This window comes from Duganella dendranthematis (assembly GCF_012849375.1).
Classification (GTDB): Bacteria; Pseudomonadota; Gammaproteobacteria; order Burkholderiales; family Burkholderiaceae_D; genus Rugamonas; species Rugamonas dendranthematis.
Genome location: NZ_CP051684.1, coordinates 4,191,462 through 4,212,851, shown reverse-complemented (window position 1 = coordinate 4,212,851; position 21,390 = coordinate 4,191,462). Strand labels below are relative to the sequence as shown.

The 21,390-nt window shown below is 61.8% G+C and carries 24 protein-coding genes; 12 read left to right on the top strand and 12 right to left on the bottom strand.

Annotated elements, in window-relative coordinates; genetic code table 11:
• Positions 1 to 12: 12 nt before the first annotated feature.
• From HH213_RS19305 to HH213_RS19265, 9 genes are all read right to left on the bottom strand, one after another.
• Complete coding sequence (locus HH213_RS19305; protein WP_169113303.1) at positions 13 to 786, bottom strand: FxDxF family PEP-CTERM protein; 774 nt, start codon at positions 784 to 786, stop codon at positions 13 to 15.
• 217 nt (positions 787 to 1,003) lie between these two features.
• Entirely contained in the window at positions 1,004 to 1,444 is a 441-nt protein-coding gene (locus tag HH213_RS19300) for a hypothetical protein (RefSeq protein WP_169113302.1), read from the bottom strand.
• Between the two features lie 70 nt (positions 1,445 to 1,514).
• Positions 1,515 to 3,641 carry a sodium-translocating pyrophosphatase gene (locus tag HH213_RS19295; RefSeq protein ID WP_169113301.1) on the bottom strand — a complete coding sequence of 709 codons (2,127 nt, stop codon included), beginning with the start codon at positions 3,639 to 3,641 and terminating at the stop codon, positions 1,515 to 1,517.
• Between the two features lie 128 nt (positions 3,642 to 3,769).
• Positions 3,770 to 4,426, bottom strand: coding sequence for an adenylate kinase (gene adk, locus HH213_RS19290; RefSeq protein ID WP_110846812.1), 657 nt, complete (start codon positions 4,424 to 4,426; stop codon positions 3,770 to 3,772).
• Positions 4,427 to 4,602: 176 nt separating this feature from the next.
• Positions 4,603 to 5,349 carry a 3-deoxy-manno-octulosonate cytidylyltransferase gene (gene kdsB / locus HH213_RS19285; protein ID WP_169113300.1) on the bottom strand — a complete coding sequence of 249 codons (747 nt, stop codon included), beginning with the start codon at positions 5,347 to 5,349 and terminating at the stop codon, positions 4,603 to 4,605.
• A 1-nt stretch (position 5,350) separates the two neighbouring features.
• Positions 5,351 to 5,527, bottom strand: a complete 177-nt coding sequence (locus HH213_RS19280; RefSeq protein WP_008446346.1) for a Trm112 family protein — start codon at positions 5,525 to 5,527, stop codon at positions 5,351 to 5,353.
• Positions 5,508 to 6,608 carry a tetraacyldisaccharide 4'-kinase gene (lpxK, locus tag HH213_RS19275; protein ID WP_169113299.1) on the bottom strand — a complete coding sequence of 367 codons (1,101 nt, stop codon included), beginning with the start codon at positions 6,606 to 6,608 and terminating at the stop codon, positions 5,508 to 5,510. The genes HH213_RS19280 and lpxK overlap by 20 nt, the downstream gene beginning before the upstream one ends.
• A 97-nt stretch (positions 6,609 to 6,705) precedes the next feature.
• Entirely contained in the window at positions 6,706 to 7,140 is a 435-nt protein-coding gene (locus tag HH213_RS19270) for an ExbD/TolR family protein (protein ID WP_169113298.1), read from the bottom strand.
• Between the two features lie 9 nt (positions 7,141 to 7,149).
• Complete coding sequence (locus HH213_RS19265; protein WP_110846816.1) at positions 7,150 to 7,755, bottom strand: MotA/TolQ/ExbB proton channel family protein; 606 nt, start codon at positions 7,753 to 7,755, stop codon at positions 7,150 to 7,152.
• A gap of 1,092 nt (positions 7,756 to 8,847) precedes the next feature.
• Here HH213_RS19265 and xseA point away from each other — a divergent pair.
• A complete protein-coding gene (xseA, locus tag HH213_RS19260; RefSeq protein ID WP_169113297.1) occupies positions 8,848 to 10,206 on the top strand; it encodes an exodeoxyribonuclease VII large subunit in 1,359 nt (452 codons plus the stop codon).
• Positions 10,203 to 10,712 (top strand): hypothetical protein, encoded by a 510-nt coding sequence (locus tag HH213_RS19255; protein ID WP_169113296.1) that lies wholly within the window; start codon positions 10,203 to 10,205, stop codon positions 10,710 to 10,712. The genes xseA and HH213_RS19255 overlap by 4 nt, the downstream gene beginning before the upstream one ends.
• Here the strand turns inward: HH213_RS19255 and glk are convergent.
• Both glk and HH213_RS19245 read right to left on the bottom strand, forming a co-directional pair.
• Positions 10,709 to 11,701 (bottom strand): glucokinase, encoded by a 993-nt coding sequence (gene glk / locus HH213_RS19250; protein WP_169113295.1) that lies wholly within the window; start codon positions 11,699 to 11,701, stop codon positions 10,709 to 10,711. The two genes, HH213_RS19255 and glk, sit on opposite strands and share 4 nt — an antisense overlap.
• Positions 11,702 to 11,778: 77 nt before the next feature.
• Positions 11,779 to 11,925: a hypothetical protein gene (locus tag HH213_RS19245; RefSeq protein ID WP_158288062.1), complete on the bottom strand. Its 147-nt coding sequence runs from the start codon at positions 11,923 to 11,925 to the stop codon at positions 11,779 to 11,781.
• Positions 11,926 to 11,953: 28 nt separating this feature from the next.
• On the opposite strand from HH213_RS19245, the gene HH213_RS19240 reads away from it, so the two are divergent.
• The 5 genes from HH213_RS19240 to HH213_RS19220 all read left to right on the top strand — a co-directional run bounded on the left by HH213_RS19240 (position 11,954) and on the right by HH213_RS19220 (position 16,228).
• Complete coding sequence (locus tag HH213_RS19240; RefSeq protein ID WP_110846820.1) at positions 11,954 to 12,931, top strand: LacI family DNA-binding transcriptional regulator; 978 nt, start codon at positions 11,954 to 11,956, stop codon at positions 12,929 to 12,931.
• Positions 12,932 to 13,052: 121 nt separating this feature from the next.
• Complete coding sequence (gene sodB / locus HH213_RS19235) at positions 13,053 to 13,631, top strand: superoxide dismutase [Fe] (RefSeq protein WP_169113294.1); 579 nt, start codon at positions 13,053 to 13,055, stop codon at positions 13,629 to 13,631.
• Positions 13,632 to 13,690: 59 nt separating this feature from the next.
• Complete coding sequence (locus HH213_RS29910) at positions 13,691 to 14,233, top strand: alpha/beta fold hydrolase (protein ID WP_217363454.1); 543 nt, start codon at positions 13,691 to 13,693, stop codon at positions 14,231 to 14,233.
• A 51-nt stretch (positions 14,234 to 14,284) separates the two neighbouring features.
• Positions 14,285 to 15,325, top strand: a complete 1,041-nt coding sequence (gene mgrA / locus HH213_RS19225) for an L-glyceraldehyde 3-phosphate reductase (protein ID WP_110846823.1) — start codon at positions 14,285 to 14,287, stop codon at positions 15,323 to 15,325.
• Positions 15,326 to 16,228, top strand: a complete 903-nt coding sequence (locus HH213_RS19220; RefSeq protein ID WP_169113293.1) for a LysR family transcriptional regulator — start codon at positions 15,326 to 15,328, stop codon at positions 16,226 to 16,228. It begins immediately after the preceding gene.
• A 3-nt stretch (positions 16,229 to 16,231) separates the two neighbouring features.
• Here the strand turns inward: HH213_RS19220 and HH213_RS19215 are convergent, their stop codons facing one another.
• Positions 16,232 to 16,531, bottom strand: coding sequence for a hypothetical protein (locus HH213_RS19215; protein ID WP_169109990.1), 300 nt, complete (start codon positions 16,529 to 16,531; stop codon positions 16,232 to 16,234).
• Between the two features lie 222 nt (positions 16,532 to 16,753).
• On the opposite strand from HH213_RS19215, the gene HH213_RS19210 reads away from it, so the two are divergent.
• The 5 genes from HH213_RS19210 to HH213_RS19190 are packed head-to-tail and all read left to right on the top strand — an operon-like array spanning position 16,754 to position 21,377.
• Positions 16,754 to 17,026: a DUF4148 domain-containing protein gene (locus HH213_RS19210; RefSeq protein WP_110846826.1), complete on the top strand. Its 273-nt coding sequence runs from the start codon at positions 16,754 to 16,756 to the stop codon at positions 17,024 to 17,026.
• Positions 17,027 to 17,036: 10 nt separating this feature from the next.
• Complete coding sequence (locus HH213_RS19205; protein ID WP_229263066.1) at positions 17,037 to 18,476, top strand: efflux transporter outer membrane subunit; 1,440 nt, start codon at positions 17,037 to 17,039, stop codon at positions 18,474 to 18,476.
• A 57-nt stretch (positions 18,477 to 18,533) separates the two neighbouring features.
• Positions 18,534 to 19,031: a MarR family winged helix-turn-helix transcriptional regulator gene (locus HH213_RS19200; RefSeq protein WP_110846828.1), complete on the top strand. Its 498-nt coding sequence runs from the start codon at positions 18,534 to 18,536 to the stop codon at positions 19,029 to 19,031.
• 14 nt (positions 19,032 to 19,045) lie between these two features.
• Complete coding sequence (locus tag HH213_RS19195; protein ID WP_169113292.1) at positions 19,046 to 21,187, top strand: FUSC family protein; 2,142 nt, start codon at positions 19,046 to 19,048, stop codon at positions 21,185 to 21,187.
• A complete protein-coding gene (locus HH213_RS19190; RefSeq protein WP_229263065.1) occupies positions 21,165 to 21,377 on the top strand; it encodes a DUF1656 domain-containing protein in 213 nt (70 codons plus the stop codon). Before HH213_RS19195 ends, HH213_RS19190 begins: the two co-directional genes overlap by 23 nt.
• The last annotated feature ends 13 nt before the right edge of the window (positions 21,378 to 21,390 follow it).

Below are 21,390 nucleotides of genomic sequence, written 5' to 3'. Positions count from 1 at the left end.
GTGACGGCCTGATCAGGCGCGGTTGGCGGCGCGACGGCGCGCCATGAAACCCATCAGGCCCAGACCGCCCAGCAGCATGCCCCAGGTCGATGGCTCTGGCACGGCAGCGACCAGCGAGACGTTGTCCAGCAACAGGAACGGCGGCGCGCCCGGCGCGGTGCCTTCCGCGAAGAACGACAGCACCTGGCTAGCGCTTTTCGCGGTAAAGGTCATGCTGGCGCTCTGCCAGCCGCTGAAGCCGCCGTTGGCGATGTTCAGCGACTGGGTGCTTTGCGAGGCGGTACCAGCCGAAACCGTGTTGGTTTCAAGCTGCTTCACGGTCACTGCATCGCCGAACAGCACGTTCCAGTAGCTGGTGTTGGCTCCAGTAAAACCAACTTGCTGGGCCAGCGCATAATCGAAGGTCAGCGTGTACAGGTCACCGCTGGTCAGGCCGCTGATAGTCTGCGACAGGACGCCTGGGTGGTAGACCGGATCAGAGGCGAAGAAATTGCCACCGTTGGTCAGCGGCGTGAAACTGCTCTTCAGCCACTTGACCGATTGGTCGGTGGTCGCCTGGGTGTTGTTCAACACGAAGTTATAGCCGCCGTTGTTGCCGTTGTAGCTGGTCCAGCCGGTTAGCATGGTTTCGCCAGTCACGCCCGCTTTGTAGCCGACCTGGTTGTTATTGCCGTTGGTGGTCTGGCTGAAATCACCGTTGGTGACCAGGTTGGTCGACGCATGGGCGAAGCTCGCGCTCAGCGCAGCGACAGCGGACAGGGACAACAGAATAGATTTGATGCGCATAGACGCAAGCTCCGATAAATGACAGGTAGTGTTGATGACTGCCGGCGATTTCTGGGCCGACGATAATCCGATCAGGCCGTGGCGGATCGAATCAAAGGGAAGCGCTCTAGTTGAAGCGCATCAATTTCAATTGCATTGCAGTCATTCTATCAGAATGCAAGCAAAAAAAATCAAAATATCTCAAAAACAATTTAAATTGCTTTTAGGCATAATTTCACTAGCACTGGATAGCGCCGCCGGCGCGGGTGCACGCCTTGCCCGACGGCCCCATGACGCCCTTGCCGACGTTGTTATAACGCACGCCATTCGCACCGAAACAGCCCGCAGCGTCGCAACTGGTGGTGGGCACGGCGGCGCGCGAAGGTGCTGTCAAGCTCGGCAGCGAAGGCGACGGCGACACAGCCGGCATCGGCAACGACTGCACGCGCTGGGCCTGCGGCATGCGGTCGATGGTTTGCGGGACGGGACGGCGCGGCATCGGTTTCTGGGCCGGCGCGGTGCGGCACGGCTCGACGGCCAGCTTGGTGCCATCGGCGTTCAGCGTGCAGACCGGCAGTTTGGCGTACTCGTCCGTGGTGGGGTCAGCCCACGCGACTTCGCACACCAGCATGCCGAGCAGGAATGCGGCGGTCAATACCGCTGGTTTGATGAGGCTCATGGTCTTCCCTCCTGTCTCTATTATTAGCAGACGCACGATTGGAGGGAAGCCACAGAAACAATTCGTAACGTTACTGCGGCGCTGGCGGAGGTGGTGGTGGCGGTGGCATCTCGTTCGGCGCCGGCACAATCACTGGTATCGGCGCCGGCACGGACACCGCCAGCCAGCCGGTCGCAGGCAACAACGGCACCAGCAGCAAGGCCACGATATTGATGATCTTGATCAGCGGATTAACCGCCGGCCCGGCAGTGTCCTTGTACGGATCGCCGACCGTGTCGCCGGTCACGGCTGCCTTGTGTGCGTCCGAGCCCTTGCCGCCGTGGTGGCCGTCTTCGATGTATTTCTTGGCGTTGTCCCAGGCGCCGCCGCCGGTAGTCATGGAAATCGCCACGAACAGGCCGGTGACGATGGTGCCCATCAACATGCCGCCCAACGCGGCCGAACCCAGCAGCATGCCGACCAGAATCGGCACCACCACCGGCAGCAGCGACGGCACGATCATTTCCTTGATCGCCGACGCGGTCAGCATATCGACCGCCTTGTCGTACTCCGGCTTGGCTGTGCCTTCCATGATGCCCTTGATGTCGCGGAACTGGCGGCGCACCTCCACCACCACCGCGCCGGCCGCGCGCCCCACCGCTTCCATCGCCATGGCTCCGAACAGATACGGAATCAGGCCGCCGATGATCAGGCCGACGATGACCATCGGATTCGAAAGATCAAACGTGATCGCGCGTCCGGCCGATTCCAGCGCGTGGGTGTAATCGGCAAACAGTACCAGCGCCGCCAGCCCGGCCGAGCCGATCGCATAGCCCTTGGTGACGGCCTTGGTGGTATTGCCCACCGCATCCAGCGGATCGGTAATGGCGCGCACCGATTCCGGCATGCCCGCCATTTCGGCGATGCCCCCGGCGTTATCGGTGATCGGACCGTAGGCATCCAGCGCCACCACAATACCGGCCATCGACAACATCGAGGTGGCGGCAATCGCCACCCCGTACAGCTGCCCCAGCTGGTAAGAGACCAGAATCGCTGCGCACACCGCCAGCACCGGCCACGCGGTCGACTTCATCGACACGCCCAGGCCGGCGATGATGTTGGTGCCGTGACCGGTGGTCGATGCCTGTGCGATGTGCTTAACCGGATGAAAGTCGGTGCCGGTGTAATACTCGGTGATGTAGACCATCAATCCGGTCAGCACGATGCCGACCACGGTGCAGCCGATCATGCGGATGCGCATCGTCTGGTCCGGCCACAGCTGCCAGGTCACCACCACGAAGCCGATCAGCGACAGCCCGGCCGCCCACCACAGCCCGGTGTACAGCGCCGACATGATCTTCTTGCCCGGCTTGGCCTTGACCATCGAGCAGCCGATGATGGACGCGATGATGGACACCGCCCCCAGCAGCAACGGATACACCACCGCCGCGGTGCCAGCCCCTCCCATCAGCAGCGCGCCGAGCAGCATGGTGGCGATCAAGGTCACCACATAGGTTTCAAACAGGTCGGCCGCCATGCCGGCGCAATCGCCGACGTTGTCGCCGACGTTATCGGCAATCACCGCCGGGTTGCGCGGATCGTCCTCCGGAATCCCGGCCTCCACCTTGCCGACCAGATCGGCGCCAACGTCGGCGCCCTTGGTGAAGATACCGCCGCCCAGCCGCGCAAAGATCGAAATCAGCGACGCGCCAAACGCCAGCCCGATCAGCGGCTCGATAATCCGGTGCAGATCGTAGCCGGGCGCCAGCCCCGCCACCAGGAACAGATAGAACAGCACCACGCCGAGCAGGCCCAGTCCCACCACCAGCATGCCGGTGATGGCGCCGCCCTTGAAGGCCACGTCGAGCGCCTCGTTCATGCCCTTGGTGGCGGCCTGCGCGGTGCGCACATTGGCCCGCACCGACACGTTCATGCCGATGAAGCCGCAGGCGCCGGACAGCACCGCGCCGATCAGGAAACCGATCGCGGTATTGACGTCTCGAAAAACTCCCAGGAGGATCAGCAGCACCACGCCGACGATGGCGATGGTGCGGTATTGGCGCGCCAGATAGGCGGCGGCGCCTTGCTGGATCGCCAGCGCGATTTCCTGCATGCGCGGATTGCCCGCATCCTGTCGCAAAATCCAGCTGCGCGACCAGAGTCCGTACGCCACGGCGAGAATGCCGCAGGCCACTGCAAACCATAAGCTGGTTGCCATATTGTCCCCTTTATTTTTGTTGGAGTAAGCCTACAAACCACACTTCACGTGCGAACTGCAAAACTTCAAAAATTCAGGATGGCACTGGCGAAAAAAAAGCGGACCATCGGTCCGCTCTACTTTACCGCTTATTTCGACAGCGCGGCAAACGCTGCATCGCGAATTTCATCCACCGGGCCGACGCCCTCGATGCGGCGATATTTCGGTGCGCCGGCCTGGCCCGACTGGGCCCAATCATTGTAGTAACCCAGCAGCACTTCGGTCTGGTTGTGATACACGTCCAGACGTTTCTTAACCACTTCCGCCTTGTCGTCGTCGCGCTGCACCAGGTCTTCGCCGGTGACATCGTCCTTACCTTCGACTTTAGGCGGGTTGAATTTGACGTGGTAGACGCGGCCCGAACCTGGGTGGCAGCGGCGGCCATCGATACGCTCGATGATCGACTCGTCCGGCACGGCGATTTCCAGCACGTAGTCCACCGCCACGCCGCTGTCTTTCATGGCGTCAGCCTGGGCGACGGTGCGCGGGAAGCCGTCGAACAGGTAGCCCTGGGCGCAGTCTGGCTGCGCCAGACGGTCCTTGACCAGGCCGATGATGATGTCATCCGATACCAGACCACCCGTGTCCATCACCTTTTTGGCCGCCAGGCCCAGCTCCGTGCCAGCCTTGATGGCCGCGCGCAGCATGTCGCCGGTGGAGATTTGCGGGATGTTATATTTTTCTTTGATGAAGTTAGCCTGAGTGCCTTTGCCGGCACCTGGTGCTCCTAAAAGAATAAGACGCATGAAAAATTCCTAAAAAACAGATATTGGTATGGTTAGTAAGTATCGGATCGTACGAAACTTACCACAAAACTTAGTTTGAACGCCACTAACGCCCCGATATACCGTATGAATATCGCACAGTTAAGCTAGTTATATCAGGGGTAGCTGACGGGCGACTGACGGGTATTTGATATAAATCAATAGTACTGGCGCACGCGCTCCAGGTCTTCCGGCGTATCGACGCCCGGCGCCGGGGCCGCATCGGTCACGTGCACGGCGATCGGATAACCGTGCCACAACACGCGCAACTGCTCCAGCGCTTCGATCGATTCCAGCGGCGACACTTGCAGCGCCGGGTAGGCTTGCAGGAAGTCGTTGCGGTAGGCGTACAGCCCGATGTGACGCAGCGGCACGTAACCGGCCGGCAGCGTCTCCTTGGACTGCGCAAACGCGTCGCGGTTCCACGGTATGGTCGCGCGCGAGAAATATAAAGCCCGGCCGGCCTTGTCCAGCACCACCTTCACCACGTTGGGATTGAAGGCGTCGGCCACGTCGTGCAACGGATGGGCGCAGGTCGACATCGGCACCTCGGCGCCAATGCGGGCGGCCGCCGCTTGCAGCAGCGTCGGGTCGATCAGCGGCTCGTCGCCTTGCAGGTTGACGATGACAGCGTCGGCCGGCAGGTTGAGCGCGCGCGCCACTTCGGCGATGCGGTCGGTGCCGGACGGATGGTCGGCGCGGGTCATGCACACTTCCACGCCGTGCTGCTGGCAAGCGGCCTGGATGTCGGGATGATCGGTGGCGACGATGATGCGCGACGCGCCGGATTGCTGAGCGCGTTCGGCGACGCGCACCACCATCGGCTTGCCGCCGAGGTCGGCCAGCGGCTTGTTCGGCAGACGGGTCGAAGCCAGGCGGGCCGGAATGATGACGATGAAAGACACGTTATTCGGCCTTGTCCTGCAAGGTGCGCGCCTCGTCGGCCCACATGATGGGGATGCCGTCACGGATCGGATAAGCCAGGCGGTCGCCTTTGCAAATCATTTCCTGGGCTTTTTTATCGTACTCCAGAGGGCCTTTGCAGACCGGGCATACCAGGATATCAAGCAATCGAGCGTCCACGACATTTCTCCACAATTTGGTCGGCCAGCGCGCGGTCGATGCGCGCTGTTACCGGGACGACCCACAAGCGGGGGTCGTCTCTGAGTTCTTCAATTTGCGCACATTTTACTGCATCCTTCTCCGTCATCAAGATCAGGTCAGCATTGAGTGCGGCAAATGGACGGTCCTGGAAGTCGTGATGGTCGGGCAGTGGCAGTTCAATGACGTGCAGGCCGGCGCCTTTCAGCATGCCAAAGAAACGGGACGGATTGCCGATACCGGCGGCGGCGACGATGCGCAGCTCGGGGTGCGCGGCGAGTTCTGTCAGCGGCTTGCGCTGGGTTCGGTCCCGGAGTTGCTCGGCGTATTCCCCCACCAGCGTCATCTGAATCGCCGCCGTCCGCGCATATGGGGTCTGACCCCGCACCGGTTCAGACCCCGCCGTGCCGGGGTCCACCGCGCGAACCAGCGTATCGGTCAGCTGCGGCGTGTTAATGACTGTAAAATCGCGCCGGCGGCTGACCGGTTCGCGCAGCGGCCCGGCCGGCAGCAGCCAGCCATTGCCTGCTCCACGGCCGTCAAACAGAATGATTTCCACGTCGCGTTGCAGCTTGTAGTGCTGCAAGCCGTCGTCGGTCAGCAGGATATTCACCTCGGGATGCGCGGCCAGCAGCGCCAGCCCGGTGGCGGCACGGTCGCGTCCCACCATCACCGGCGCACCGGTACGCTGCTTGATCAGCAAGGGCTCATCGCCCACCTGCGCCGGCGTCGAGGCTGCGGTGACTTCGCGCGCGCCTTCTTCCGAACTGCCAAAGCCGCGCGAAATCACCCCTGGCCGCATGCCCGCCGCCTGCAGCGCCTGCACCAGCCAGATGGTCAACGGCGTCTTGCCGGTGCCACCGATGTAGATATTCCCCACCACCACCACCGGCACCGGCAACCGCGTCGATTTCAGCACGCCGGCCTTGAACAAGACTACTCTCAGCCCGCTCAGCGCGCGGAACAGCAGCGACACCGGCCACAACGCACACGCCAGCGGCCCACGCCGCAGCCAGTTGCGGGTCAGCGTCGATTCAAGGGAAGAAGGATGAGGATCAGACAAGCGATTTCGCCCGCACGTCGTTCCCGCACAAGCGGGAACCCATGCTGAGCGTCCAGGGTGAGCGTTCTATGGATTCCCGCCTGCGCGGGAATGACGGTTATTTCGTGCCACCGGTTTGCGCGGCAAAGGTCAATTTTTCATAGCCGGCAATGCGCGCCGCTTCCATCACATTGATGACCATCTGATGCATGGCGAACTGGTCGGCATTGACGATCACCACCGGCGACTTGCCGGCGTCGCCGCCCTTGCTCGCCGCCTCGCGCATCGCTTGCGCAAAGCCGTTCACATCACGGAACGAGACCGGCTCACCGTTGATGGTGTAGTTGCCCTTGGCGTCCACCGTGACGTTCAGCTCGAACGGCTTGTCGGTGGCCTTCTGTGCGTCGGCAGTCGGCAGCGTGATCTGCAATTCGGTGAACTTGCTGTAGGTCGTGCTGACCATCAGGAAAATCAGGATCACCAGCAGCACGTCGATAAACGGGATCAGGTTGATCTCCGGATCCTCGCGGCGCTGGCCTTTGCGGAAATTCATGATCCGTCCTTACTTGCGCTTGCTGTGAACAATGTCGACAAACTTCACCGCCTGCTGTTCCATGTCGATGATGAAGCTATCCACCAGCGCGCGGAAGTGGCGGTAGAACACCAGCGTCGGCATCGCGATCGCCAGGCCGAAGCCGGTGTTGTACAAGGCCACCGAGATGCCGTGCGCCAGCGCCGCCGGATTGGAACCGGCCGTGTTCTGCGAACCGAAGATCTCGATCATGCCGACCACCGTACCGAACAGGCCCATCAGCGGCGCCAGCGTGGCGATGGTGCCCAGCGTGGTCAAAAAGCGTTCCAGCGTGTGCGCCACGCCGCTGCCCGCCTCTTCGATGGATTCCTTCATCACATCGCGCGGCGCGTCCACATTGCGCAACGCCGACGACAGCACGATGCCCAGCGGCGAACTTTTTTCCAGCTTGTCGATGATGTCGGGAGTGATGTGGTTGCTGCGGTAGACCTGCACTACTTCGTCCAGCAACTTCTTCGGCAGGATCTTGCTGCGGCGCAGATACAGCAAGCGTTCGATGATCAGGGCGGTTGCGACGATGGAAGCAATCAACAATAACCAGATAGGCCAACCTGCAGCTTGGAATATGGCGAGCAAAACGAACTCCTGTGTAGAAAATCGATACTTGAATGGCGCAATGTATCGTGTTGGGCGAAACTCAGCAAGTGTCTGGCGGAGTTCTCAACATTTTCTGTGGACAATGATGTGTGCAAGACCATCGCTTACGTCCTAAGTGGTTGATCCACAAGGAAATAGTTACTACGCTTAAAAATCACGCAGGCGCGCACAGTTAATCACAGTTATGCCCACATTCTGTGGACAACGTTGTGAGCAAAGAACACCCGCTCTAACTAACTATTTGATTTATAACGTTATTTATACCTTGCGCAAAAATAACGCATGCTTTTGGCGGGGAAAACAGCCTGTGCACTTCCCCACATTAACTGTGGAAAAGATTGTGCGCAAGCTGTCCCATAAGGAGAAATGTCATTGATTTCAAAGGGATTTTTTGCCGTGAGTAAAAATGTAGCAGCGAGCTGTTTTCGGCCTGTTTTCGGGGCCAAAACGAGCTTATCCACCGACCCGGACAGGAAAGCGATCAATCGCTTTCAACTATCGCCGCCAACTGTGCACTTCTGCACATTTTATGTGGATAAGATTGTTAGCAAGGCGCAAGTTACAAATCCAAGTCATTGATTCGTAATAATTTTATTGCCATGCGTAAAAATCTAGCACGGCATTTGGTGGGGGTCCGATGGGCCGGAAACGCCTGTCACCTGTCCGTTCGGGATATTCACTTCCCCACGCAAATCCGGGACAACTACAGAGTTTTGCACAAATTCTGTGGATAAAAGTGTGTGAAACCGTGCATCGCCAACCTTAAGTCATTGATTCGTCACAATATAATTTCCGTGCGCAAATTTTAAGCATGATAAAATCAACAACAAGAAAAAGGCTATCGGTCACTGAAGTTTCACACATCTTTTGTGGATAACTTTGTGTGTAACCACCATGGGTAATGGCAAAGTGCTTGATCCGTAAGGGTTTTTCCTCTGTGCACGCAAATACGGCACAAATGTTTCCCCTTTAAAATCAGGCATTTATCTATAATACCTACCGCTTTAGATGCTCTGTGACCGCTGTGTGACCAATCTCACATAGTGTGGATAGTTTCCACTTTTGAAATTTATGACGCCCGACGACAGTAACGATTCCGCCCCGACCGGCGCCCCGGTCATCACCGTCAGCGCGCTGAACCAGGCGGTGGCGCGGCTGCTGGAACGCACTTTTCCACTGACCTGGATCTCGGGTGAAGTCTCCAACTTCACCAAAGCGGCATCGGGCCACTGGTACTTCACGCTGAAAGATACCGGCGCGCAGGTGCGCGCCGTGATGTTCCGCGGCCGCGCGCAATATGCCGACTTCATTCCGCGCGAGGGCGACAAGGTCGAGGTGCGCGCGCTGGTCACGCTGTACGGCGCACGCGGCGATTACCAGATCAATGTGGAGGGCATCCGCCGCGCCGGGGTTGGCTCGCTGTTCGAGGCCTTCCAGCGGCTGAAAGAAAAGCTCGATGCGGCCGGCCTGTTCCATGCGGACCGCAAGCGCGCGCTACCGATGTTCCCGCGCACGGTGGGCATCGTCACCAGTCCGCAGGCGGCGGCGCTGCGTGATGTGCTGACCGCGCTGAAACGGCGCGCACCGCATGTGCAGGTGGTGCTGTATCCAACGCCGGTGCAGGGCCAGCTGGCGGGAGAGAAGATCGCGGCGGCCATCGATACGGCCTCGCTGCGCGCCGACTGCGATGTGCTGATTGTGTGCCGGGGCGGCGGCAGCATCGAGGATTTGTGGTCGTTCAATGACGAGGAAGTGGCGTACGCGGTGGCCAATTGCCGCATGCCGGTGATTTCCGGCGTCGGCCACGAGACAGATTTTACGATCTGCGATTTTGCGGCCGACTTGCGCGCCGCCACGCCAACGGCGGCGGCGGAACTGGCGGTGACACCGCGCGCGGACTGGATCGGCTCGCTGAAGGCCGACGTGATTGATATTCGCCGCGCCATGCGCCGCGCCGTCAACGATGCGGAGCAGACGCTGGATGGCTACACGCGCCGCCTGTTGAACCCGAGCGCGCAGATCGAACAGCAGCGCCACAAGCTGCGCGCACTGGCCACGGCAATGACGCACGCCAACCGCGCACCACTGTCGCAGGCGCGGCATCAACTGGACCGTTTGAGCGGCCGTCTCGGCGCGCGCAGGCCGGAGGTAACTGCGGCGCGCTCGGTGCTGACCAGCTTGCAGCATCGGGCAGCGATCAGCATCCAGACGCGCGTCAGCCAGCAGCGCGACGCGCTAACGGCCTTGGCCTCGCAGCTGGAACTGTTGAATCCGCAGCGCACCCTGGAGCGCGGCTACGCCATCGTCACCGACGACAAAGGCGTCGTCATGCGCGCGCCGTCGCAACTGAAACCAGGCAGCACCGTCACCGTGCGCCTGGCGGAAGGCAGCGCCCAGATCGACATCGACAAGGTACAGACCTCGCAATGAAAATATTGATACTGACTGTAGCCCTGCTGTCGCCGTTCGTGACGGCGGCCAAGCCAGCGCAGAACGACAGCGATTCCACCGTCACCTCGGCGGCGGGAAAGTTTCTAAGCTACGTTAATAACAAATATAATTTTTCGGTCGATTATCCGGCATCGTTCGCCGGTCAGGGCGAACCGGATGCGGGCAATGGCCAGGTGTTCATCTCGCCGGCCAACGACGCGCGTCTGACCGCATCGGCCAGCTATTGCGGAGAAGGCCTGTACTCGCCGGCGCGCTTCCTGGCCGATCACCAGCAAAATAGCGCGCTCAAAGTCACCTACAGCCGGCAGACCAAAACTTTAGCGGTGGTATCCGGCACTATAGGCACCCGCATCTTCTACGATAAGTTGATCTCCAACGGCGTACAGTGCGCGAAATTCAGGCTGGAATATGAGAGCGCACAGCGGGAACAATACGATGCGCTTGTCGCGCGCATCGCCGCCTCGCTCAAGCAGTGGTCGGACTAAGCTGCCGACAGCATCGCCGACATGCCGATCAGCACGGGATATTGTTCGGTGATGACGTAGGTGGGGATATGCGCCAGGTAATCGGAAAAGCGGCCCTTCTGCTCGAAGCGCGCGCGGAAGCCTGAGCGTTCGAAGAACTCGCTCATCTTCAGCACCGTGCGGCCGCCGATGTAGATGCCGCCCTTGGCGCCCAGAGTCAGCGCGACGTTGCCAGCCACGGTGCCCAGCATCTCGCAGAACGCCAGCAGAGTCTCCTCGCACACCGGATCGAGCCGGTGCACGCCGCGCTCCATGATCTCGGCCGTGCCCAGATTCTGCGGCTCAACCCGCGCCCGTTCGCACAGCGCGCGGTAGACCAGCGCCAGCCCGATGCCGGACACCAGCCGCTCGCTCGATACATGCTCGTGATAGCGCCGCGCATAGCGCAGGATATCGATCTCGCGCTCGTTCATCGGCGCGAAGGTGGCGTGGCCGCCCTCGCTATCGATGGCGATCCAGCGGTCGCCGGCCGGCACCAGGCCGGACACGCCCAGCCCCGCATCCGCCCCCACCAGGCCAATGGTTGCGCCGCTGCGGACGATGCCGCCGCCAACCTGGTGCTTGTGCTCCGGCGCCAGGTACGGCAAGGCACTGGCCAGCGCGGTGAAGTCGTTCACCACCACCAGCGATTTCAGACTGAATTGCGAACACACCGCCTCAATCGAGAACGACCAGTGGTGGTTGGTCATGGTGACCCAGTCGCCGTCGATCGGGTTGGCGATGGCGATGCCGGCGAAACGCGCCTGATAGCCGCCCGCCGCCACCGTGGCCGGCTGCGACAGATAGGCCACCATGGCCGCCCCCAACGTCGGATAGGCGGCGCATTCGGCGATCCAGATTGCTTCGATCTGGTTGGGCGCCGTTTCCAATCCAAAGCTGGCGCTGCTGCCGCCAATGTCGGCCAGGATGCGCGGGCCGTGCGCGAGGTGCGAAAATGAATCGCGTTTCATGTCTCTTCCCGTTCTGTCTCTTGTTGTTCTAGCTCTGGCGGCTTAATTATATGTCACGTGTTGTTATGAAAACGATTTCAAGCCGCTTTTTCATTAAATACCGCCACCTGCAGAAAGTCAATCTGCCAGGAGTATTCAAATTGCCTGACAGGCGGAGAATTTATGGTAACCTTCTGCGAAAAGGTTTTCATAACTACATCGACAGGTAATACTTTGGCAGACACTTCCCACTCCTCCGGCCCATCAACCTTGATGGATGTTGCACGCCAGGCGGGAGTGTCGCCCAGTACGGTTTCCCGGATTCTGAACGGCACCGCCAAGGTATCGGACGACAAGCGCCAGGCGGTGCTGGCCGCCATCGCGCAGATGAATTTCGCTCCCAACCAGATGGCGCAGGGCCTGAAAAAAGGCTGCTCGATGACCATCGGCATCGTGGTGCAGGATATCTCATCACCGTTCTTTGACGAAACACTGCGCGGCGTCGACGACGGTCTGAAAGGCACCGGCTACGCCTCGGTGATCGTCAGCGGCCACTGGAATGCGGAAGAAGAAACCGACCGCATCCGCCTGCTGCTGGCGCGCAAGGTGGACGGCATCATCCTACTGTCCGGCCGCATCGGCGACGAGGCGGTGCTGGCGTTTTCCGGCCAGCGGCCGATCGTCTCCACCGGCCGCGCGCTGCATACCCGCAGCGCGCTCGGCTTCAAGATGGACAATGAATACGGCGCCTATCTGGCGGTGCACCACCTGATCGAACTGGGTCACCGCGAGATCGCCTTCATTTCCGGCCCCGCCAACAATATCGACGCGAACGAGCGCCTGGCCGGCTATCAGCGCGCCCTGCAGGAAGCCGGCATCGCGGTCGATCCGAACCTGATCGTCGAGGGCAATTACCATGAGGCCAGCGGCATGCTGGCCATGAACCGCCTGTTCGATACGCATCAGCAATTTACCGCCGTGTTTGCCGCCAATGACCTGAGCGCCTATGGCGCGCGGCTGGCCCTGTACCGCAAGGGCATCCGCGTGCCGGACGATATTTCGCTGGTCGGGTTCGATGATTTGCCCGGCTCGTCGTACACCACGCCGCCGTTGACCACCATCCGCCAGCCGCTGTACGACATCGGCCGCATCGCCACCCAGGCCTTGCTGCGCATCATCAACGGTGAGGAAGCGCGCGGCGAAGTGCCGCCGCTGGAGCTGATCGTGCGCGAAACCACGCGCCGCCGCTAAGTAAAGTATCCACACGAATCCCGGGTGTTTTCAGCAGGGACGGCGTAACCGCTTTACAATAATGATCGTTTCGCCAAAAATACCCGGTTTTCAAAAACCAACTCACACCAAAGGAAGAACAATGGAACATACTCTGCCACCTCTGCCATATGCCATCGACGCCCTGGCGCCGGCCATCTCGCAAGAAACGCTGGAATACCACTACGGTAAGCATCATCAAACGTATGTCACCAACCTGAACAACCTGATCAAGGGTACCGAGTTCGAAAACCTGTCGCTGGAAGAAATCGTCAAGAAATCGTCGGGCGGCATCTTCAACAATTCGGCCCAGGTATGGAACCACACCTTCTTCTGGAACAGCCTGACCCCAACCGGCAAAGGCGCACCAGACGGCGCGCTGGCTGACGCCATCAACGCCAAGTGGGGTTCGTTCGACAAGTTCAAGGAAGAGTTCACCAAGTCGGCCGTTGGCAACTTCGGTTCGAGCTGGACCTGGCTGGTGAAAAAAGCCGACGGTTCGCTGGACATCGTCAACACCTCGAACGCCGGTACCCCGCTGACCACCGATGCCAAAGCGCTGATCACCGTCGACCTGTGGGAACACGCTTACTACATCGACTACCGCAACGCACGTCCGAAATTCCTGGAAACCTTCTTCAAGCTGGCCAACTGGGACTTCGCTGCCGCCAACTTCGCCTGAGCGATGCCGGCAGCGTAATGAGAAGCCCGCTTTGATGCGGGCTTTTTTTTGGGGAGAACATGATGAACCCGCTCGGTTACTGGAAATACCTGGCCGCCACGCTCGCCCTGCTGGCAACAACCGCCACCGCCATGGCGCAGACCGGCGCCGGCCCGGCCGGCGATGTGGCGCGCGGCGCGTATATCTCGCCGCTACTGCCGGGCAGCCATCAGGTCAGCCTCAACGGCATCCCCACCCATTACCAGGTGAGCGGCGAAGGGCCGCTGCTGGTGATGCTGTCGCCACCATGGGAAACCGGCTCGTCCGAGCTGTCGCAGCGCTTCACGCTGGTGGCCTACGACATGCCGGCCAGCGGCGACCAGCCGACTGCCGATCACCTCGAAGCGCTGCGCCGTTACCTGAAGCGCGAACAGATCGACCTGCTCGGCTATGCGCAAGGCAGCGAACTAGCCATCGCCTACGCGTCCCGTTATCCAGATCGCGTGCGAAAACTGGTGCTAGTCGACAGCCCGCAACTCATCAAACCCGGCACGCTGGTGATCTCCGCTGACAGCAGCCACTTCCTAAAGGACATCTCCAGTTTTCTGCTGAGCAGTGATTGAAACGCGCGGCGCGACTATAATCGTTGGACTCAACCTAACCCGGAGACCTCGATGACCTATCTCGCCGCGCCGCACCGTTACGATGACATGCTGTACCGCACCTGCGGCCGCAGCGGGCTGAAATTGCCGGCGATGTCGCTCGGGCTGTGGCATAACTTTGGCGACACCAATACTCTCGCCTCCCAGCGCGAAATGCTGCGCACGGCGTTTGACCTCGGCATCACCCACTTCGACCTGGCCAACAACTACGGTCCACCGTACGGCTCCGCCGAAGCCAATTTCGGCCACCACTTCAAGCAGGACTTCAAACCCTACCGCGATGAGCTGATCATCTCCACCAAGGCGGGCTGGGATATGTGGCCCGGTCCTTACGGCCAGGGCGGCGGTTCGCGCAAGTACGTGCTGGCCAGCCTCGATCAATCGCTGCAACGCATGGGCCTCGATTACGTCGATATCTTCTACTCGCACCGCTTCGACCCGGACACGCCGCTAGAAGAAACCATGGGCGCGCTGGCGCATGCGGTCCAGCAGGGCAAGGCGCTGTATGTGGGCGTGTCGTCCTACTCCGCCGAGAAAACCGCCGAAGCCGCGCGCTTGCTGAAAGAGTGGAAGGTGCCATGCCTGATCCACCAGCCTTCCTACAATATGCTGAACCGCTGGATCGAGACCGAAGGCCTGCTCGATACGCTCGGCCAGGAAGGCATCGGCTGCATTACCTTCACCGCGCTGGCGCAGGGCATCCTCAGCGACAAATACCTGAACGGCGTGCCGGCCGATGCGCGCGTCAACCGTCCGGGCGGCGGTTCGCTGCTGCCGTCGCACCTGAGTGAAGCCAATCTGGAACGGGTGCGCGGCTTGAATGAAATCGCCAAGCGGCGCGGCCAGACGCTGGCACAAATGGCGCTGGCCTGGGTGCTGCGCGACGAACGCATCACCTCCACGCTGATCGGCGCCAGCAACGCCACGCAAATCCGCGAGAACGTGGCGGCGCTGCAGAACCTCTCCTTCAGCGCGGAAGAACTGGCGCAGATCGACGCCCAGGCACAGGAAGGCGCCATCAACTTGTGGGCCGGTTCATCGTCGCATAAATAAATGGACCGTTTCAACGCCATGCGCATTTTCACCCGCATCGTCGAGCTGGAAAGTTTCAGCAAGGCGGCGGAGGATTTGCAGATACCCGCCGCCACCGCCACCTACACCATCAAGCAGCTGGAGGCGCGGCTGGGTGTGCGCTTGCTGCAGCGGACCACGCGCCACGTCAGCACCACGCTGGACGGCCAGGCTTACTACCAGCGCTGCGTGCGCATCCTGGCCGACGTGGAGGAAACCGAAGCGGGTTTCGGCAACAGCGGCGTGGCGCCGCGCGGCAAGCTGCGTGTGGATTTACAGGGGACGCTGGCGCAGCATTATGTGCTGCCGCGATTGAAGGAATTCTTCGCCCGCTATCCAGAGATGGAACTGGAAATCGGCATGGGCGACCGCCTGGTCGACCTGGTGCGGGATGGCGTTGACTGCGTGCTCCGCGTGGGCGAGTTGCGCGACTCCAGCATGGTGGGTCGGGGCGTCGCCAGCCTGCAGCAAGTTACCTGCGGCAGTGCCGCTTATTTTGAACAATACGGCACGCCGCTCACACTGGACGACCTGCTGACGCAAGGCCACCGGGCGGTGAACTTCTTCTCGTCCAGCACCGGCAAACTGTTCCCGTTCGATTTCATCGTCGACGGCGAAGAGCGCAGCATCACCCTGCCGGGCAAGGTGTCGGTTGCCAGCGCCGAGGCGTATGCGGCCTGCTGCACGCATGACCTGGGCCTGGTACAGGCGCCGCGCTATCACCTCGACCAGCAACTGCGCAGCGGCGCCTTGCGCGAAGTGCTGGCGCAATGGCGTCCGCGGCCGATGCCGGTGTCGGTGCTGTATCCACAACAACGCCAGCTGTCGCCGCGCGTGCGGGTGTTTGTCGACTGGCTGAGCGACGTGATGGACGCCGCCAGCTAGATTTTAGTCACTGCGCGACCAGTCGCGCCGCTCTTCGCGCGGCGGCTGCGGCGGCACGTCACGCTCGAGATCCTCGTCTGCCGGCACGGCCTCGTGGAATTCGCCGTCCACCAGCGGCATGGTCTCGACCCGGTCGAAGCCGATGTCGCTGCCTTCTTCGCCCATGCCCACGCCGCCGCGCTCGCCGGTGCCTTCGGCATCGGTGTCGCTATCGAGTTCGCTATCCGGTTCCCCGGTCACATCGCTGCCGCTGTCGGAATTGTCGCTCGGGCCCAAGGCGCGTGTGCCGTGGCCTCGTCCCAATACACGATCGGTGCCTGCGGGAATGTTGTCCGGGTCCAAAGTGCTGTCAGCCATGATCGCCTCCTTGCCATAAAAATCACATTACAACACGGTTCGTGCCCCAGTTCGGTGCGCCGCATCGCATAAGGCTGCGCATAAACACTATCGTGCCCATAGGAATTTTTTACTTTACAAATGTAATGTTCATCTCTATAGTTATATTTATCGAAAACGGAGAACATCATGAGCACAACCATCAAACACCTGCTGAGCGCCGCCGCCACCGCCGCCTTTGCGATCGCCGCCACCGCGACCACGGTCACCAACGCCTTCGCCGAAGAACCGGCTGCACCGGCTGCACCAGTCGCCAAAGCCGCCAAGGCAGATGCCCCTGTCGGCAAAACCCGCGCCGAAGTGCAGGCCGAATACCTGGAAGCGCGCAAAAACGGCACGCTGCTGGAAACCGAAGCCGACTTCGACGTCGCCCAGACCCGCAAGCAGGTTGTAAAACACTAAGCATCCGACCGTGAACCAGCTCTCGTCTCGCTTTGCTGTTCCCATGCTCGCCTGCGCGCTGGCCGTCCTGGCCGGCTGCGCCGACATGGGTAACATCAAGCCGCAAGCCACCCAACTCAAGCCCACGGAATTGAATCCGGGCCGGGCCATCGCCGCAGCCAGCGAAAACATCGCCTGGCCGGACGAGCGCTGGTGGGAAGCGCTGCACGACGAGCAGTTGAATCAACTGGTGAACGCCGCCCTGAGCGATAACCCGAATCTGCGCGCCACGCTGGCCCGCGTACGTCAGGCCGAAGCACTGGCCGGCGTCGCCAAGGCCGCAACGCTGCCGCGTGTGGACGCCTCGGCTTCGGCCGACCGCGAGTTGTACTCGGCGCACAGCACGATCCCCGCGCCACTCGCCGGGAACTACGCGTGGAAGAACACGGCCACGCTATCCGGTTCCTACGATCTGGACCTGTGGGGTCGCAATCGCGATGCGCTGGCCGCTGCGCTGGACGACGTCCACATGGCTGCCGCCGAATCGCAAATGGCGCGCCTGACGCTGGAGACCTCGATTGTTCGCAGCTACATCCAGCTGTCGCTGGAGTACGCGTTGCAGGACAGCGTGGCCGACAACCTGGCGCAGCGCCAGCGCATCCTGGAGATCACGCGCCGCCGCAAGGCGGCCGGTCTGGCCAGCGATATCGATGTAACGAGCATAGAGACCACGCTGCCGGCTGGCCGGCGCGAGCATGAGCAATACGGCGAAGCTATTGCCCTGCTGCGCAACCAGCTGGCGGCCCTGATCGGCAAAGGACCGGGCGACGGTGACACGATCGCCCGGCCGACGCTGACCCTCAAGGAAGGCCACGGCGCCGCCGTGCCATCGACACTGCCGGCGGAACTGGTCGGCCGCCGTCCCGACATCGTGGCGCAGCGCTGGCGCGTGGAAGCGGCCGGCGCCCGCATCGACGGCGCCAGGAAGGATTTTTACCCGAACGTCAACCTGGCGGCATTTGTCGGCATGCAGTCGCTGGGCTTTGGCCACTTCCTCGACGCCGGCTCGCGCATGCGCGGCATCACGCCAGCCATCAGCCTGCCGGTGTTTGAAGGCGGCCGCCTGCGCAGCCAGCTGGGCAACCAGACCGCCGTGTACGACGGCGCGGTCGAGCAGTACAACGCCACAGTGATCCAGGCCATGTCGGACGTCGCCAACGCGGTGGTGAAAATTGAATCGGTCAAAGAGCAGGATAAGCTGGCGCAACGCGCGCTGGAATCGGCGCGCCGCCAGCAGCATCTGTCCGAGCAGGCCTATCGCGCCGGCCTGACCGATACGCTGAACGTGATCAACGCCCAGCTGACATTGTTGAACGAACAGCAGCAGATGGCGCAAGTGGCGAGTAAACAGCTGGATAATTACGCTTTATTGATGTCGGCGCTGGGCGGAGGCATTAAACTGGATTTTTGATTGACACTTTAAATAGTACAATCAGGTCCTTTACAGAAAAATATCATAGGAGTGGCAATGAGTAGTTTTGAAGCGACTAAAAAGCGCCTTAAAAATATCCATGGCCGAATACCGGAGTTCCCTGAGGAGTTGATGCGGCTGTTGCGCATGACTTACCACATCCAGAAACGGATGAAAGATTTAAGTAACGCCGCACTGCGCAAATACGAGCTGGTAGACGCCAGCTACATGGTGCTGGCGGTGCTATACGGTTCGGACAATGAGACCTCGACCGCGTCCACGCTGGGTGAGGCTTGCATGGAAAAACCGGCCAACCTGACGCGCGTCTGCAATGACCTGGAAGCCCAGGGCCTGATCACGCGCGGCAACCGGCCGGGCGACCGCCGTTGCGTGATGATCTCGCTGACGGACGCCGGCCGCGCGCTGGCCGAGAAAGTGCTGCCGGAAGTCTGGAGCACCACCACCCGCGCCTATGACGGCTACAGCGCGGAAGAAGTCAAACTGTTGGAAAGCCTGCTGAAGCGGCAGCTCGATAATTTAGAATCACTCACCTAGCAAATCCAGACCACATGAACGCCTCTCCCGCCGCCTCGCCCTCTCCGGACCACAGCGCGGCGCGCAGAGCGTTCCACTGGCTCAAAGCCGAAACCAGCGCCTGGGCCGACACGGACGGCCAGCGCTGGATGTTCGTCGCCAAGGCCATGCTGGCCGCGTTTGCCGCCTTGTGGTTGTCATTCCGCCTCGGCCTCGAAGCCCCCTACACCGCCCTCGCCACCACCGTCGTCCTGGCCCTGCCCAGCAGCGGCATGGTGCTGGAAAAAGCCCTGCACCGTTTTCTCGGCACGCTGGTCGGCTGCTCGGCCGCGCTGGCGCTGGTGGCGCTGTTCCCGCAATCGCCGCCGGTGCTGTTCCTCGGCCTGGCGCTGTGGGTGGCGCTGTGCACCGGCGGCGCCGCCATGCACCGCAACCAGCAGTCTTACAGCTTTGTGCTGGCCGGCTACACGGCTGTGATGATCGCCGTGCCGTCGGTCGATGCGCCGTCCGGCGTGTTCACGCTGGCCGTTACCCGCGTGACCGAGGTTAGCCTCGGCATCATCTGCTCGGCGGTGGTGCACGACGTATTCTTCCCGCGCCGTCATTCCGGCGCCGTGATGCGCACCGTGCAGGCGCGCTACGCCGGCTTCATCGGCTTTTGCCGCCAGGTGCTGGAGCACCGTATCACGCCGGCCGACGCGGAACTGAGCCACCTGAAGTTCGCCGCCGATATCGCCGCGCTGGAATCGGGCCGCGCCGCCGCCTTCTTTGAAGCAGGCCATTCGCGCTCGCAAACGCGCCAGCTGCACGCCTTCAACGCAGCCTTCATGACGGCGCTGACCACCTTCTACACGCTGCATCGCCTGAGCGACCGCCTGCGCGCCGCCGGCGCAGGCCCGGTTCTGGCGCTGGTGGAACCGATGTACGCCCATCTGGCGCAGGCCATGAGCGAAGAACTGACGCCGGCCCGGCTGGCGCAGATGCGCAACAAGCTGGCCGACGACAGCGCCGCCGCGCGCACCCAACTGGCCGCCGGCCCCGAGCTGGAACGCGCGCAGCAGATCGACTTCGATACGGCGATGGAACTGCTGCAGCGCTTCGCCGGCAACCTGGCCGATTTCGCCGCGCTGTACCACAGCCTGGCGCAGCAGAAGCGCCAGCAGGTCAGCGATCCGGGCGCCTATTCGCCCAAGACGCCGCCCGCCATCATCGTCGCCAGCGGTTTCCGCGCCGGCGCCACGCTGCTGGTGACGGCCGCCATGTGGTACTGGCTGGCGTGGCCGGCCACCGTCAACGCCATTCTGATGGCGACCATTTTCTGCGCACTGGCGTCGTCGTCGCCGCGCCCGACCGCGCTGGTGCAGCAGGTGGCGATCGGCTTCCTCATCGCCATGCCGCTGGCCTTCGTCACCGAATTCTTCATGGTGTCCAAGGCCGACAGCTACTGGCCGATGGTGCTGGCTGCGCTGCCGCTATTTTCCATGGCCGCGTGGCTGACCAGCAGTCCGCGCTGGTCCGGCGTGGGCATCGGCATGGGCATGTTCTCCGCCACGCTGGTGGTGCCGGCCAACCTGATGCACTACGACGTCGAATCCTTCATCAGCAACGAACTGGCGCTGACCATGGGCGTGGTGGTGGCCTTCCTGATGTTCAAGGTGGTGCTGCCGGAGCACACGATGGGCCATCGCGGCCACGTGGCGGCGGCCTTGTGGCGCGAGGCGCAGAATGCGTGCCGCGCGCGCCTGCACCGCCTCAAGCGCCGCTTCGACAACCGCGTGCGCGACTTACTGAGCCAATTGAACGCCACCGCCGGTCCGGTGCCGGATGCGGCCACCCGCGCCGTGGTGCGCCAGGGCCTGACCTTGCTGGAACTGGGTCACGCCGCCATCGAGCTGCGCCAGCTGATCGCCGCCTCGCATGCCGGCACTGCGCGCGACAGCCTGGAAACGGTGCTGCGCCAGCTGGCCGCCTATCTCGACACGCCGTCGGCCGCCACCGGCCAGGCCACGCTGGACGCCGTGCTACAAGCCGGGACGGCGGTGCGCGCCGCACTGCCGGACGCCCATCCCGAGCGCCGCGCGCGGCTGCATATGGCCCTCACCGATCTGCATTCCATTTACACGTCCTTGCTGGACCAGCTTTCAGGAGAACCGCATGTTCCAACACCTGCCGCGTGAAGTCGATTTTTTCGGCGTGCTGCTGCCCGGCGTGCTGCCGGTATTCCTCCTCAGCGCGGTGCTGCAACTGGTGCTGGACGCGGCGCTGAGCTACGTCGGCGCCTACCGCAACAGCTGGCACCCGGCGCTGGTGCGTCTATGCATGTTCGTTTGCATCTTCAGCACCTTGCTGGTCACGCTGTACAAATAACACCTTCATTTTT

What these genes read in the sequence shown, in the direction of transcription:
- HH213_RS19305 (WP_169113303.1), bottom strand. Translation starts at nt 786, where the DNA reads ATGCGCATCAAATCTATTCTGTTGTCCCTGTCCGCTGTCGCTGCGCTG.
- HH213_RS19300 (WP_169113302.1), bottom strand. Translation starts at nt 1,444, where the DNA reads ATGAGCCTCATCAAACCAGCGGTATTGACCGCCGCATTCCTGCTCGGC.
- HH213_RS19295 (WP_169113301.1), bottom strand. Translation starts at nt 3,641, where the DNA reads ATGGCAACCAGCTTATGGTTTGCAGTGGCCTGCGGCATTCTCGCCGTG.
- adk (WP_110846812.1), bottom strand. Translation starts at nt 4,426, where the DNA reads ATGCGTCTTATTCTTTTAGGAGCACCAGGTGCCGGCAAAGGCACTCAG.
- HH213_RS19270 (WP_169113298.1), bottom strand. Translation starts at nt 7,140, where the DNA reads ATGAATTTCCGCAAAGGCCAGCGCCGCGAGGATCCGGAGATCAACCTG.
- xseA (WP_169113297.1), top strand. Translation starts at nt 8,848, where the DNA reads ATGACGCCCGACGACAGTAACGATTCCGCCCCGACCGGCGCCCCGGTC.
- HH213_RS19255 (WP_169113296.1), top strand. Translation starts at nt 10,203, where the DNA reads ATGAAAATATTGATACTGACTGTAGCCCTGCTGTCGCCGTTCGTGACG.
- glk (WP_169113295.1), bottom strand. Translation starts at nt 11,701, where the DNA reads ATGAAACGCGATTCATTTTCGCACCTCGCGCACGGCCCGCGCATCCTG.
- HH213_RS19240 (WP_110846820.1), top strand. Translation starts at nt 11,954, where the DNA reads ATGGATGTTGCACGCCAGGCGGGAGTGTCGCCCAGTACGGTTTCCCGG.
- sodB (WP_169113294.1), top strand. Translation starts at nt 13,053, where the DNA reads ATGGAACATACTCTGCCACCTCTGCCATATGCCATCGACGCCCTGGCG.
- HH213_RS29910 (WP_217363454.1), top strand. Translation starts at nt 13,691, where the DNA reads ATGATGAACCCGCTCGGTTACTGGAAATACCTGGCCGCCACGCTCGCC.
- mgrA (WP_110846823.1), top strand. Translation starts at nt 14,285, where the DNA reads ATGACCTATCTCGCCGCGCCGCACCGTTACGATGACATGCTGTACCGC.
- HH213_RS19220 (WP_169113293.1), top strand. Translation starts at nt 15,326, where the DNA reads ATGGACCGTTTCAACGCCATGCGCATTTTCACCCGCATCGTCGAGCTG.
- HH213_RS19210 (WP_110846826.1), top strand. Translation starts at nt 16,754, where the DNA reads ATGAGCACAACCATCAAACACCTGCTGAGCGCCGCCGCCACCGCCGCC.
- HH213_RS19200 (WP_110846828.1), top strand. Translation starts at nt 18,534, where the DNA reads ATGAGTAGTTTTGAAGCGACTAAAAAGCGCCTTAAAAATATCCATGGC.
- HH213_RS19195 (WP_169113292.1), top strand. Translation starts at nt 19,046, where the DNA reads ATGAACGCCTCTCCCGCCGCCTCGCCCTCTCCGGACCACAGCGCGGCG.
- HH213_RS19190 (WP_229263065.1), top strand. Translation starts at nt 21,165, where the DNA reads ATGTTCCAACACCTGCCGCGTGAAGTCGATTTTTTCGGCGTGCTGCTG.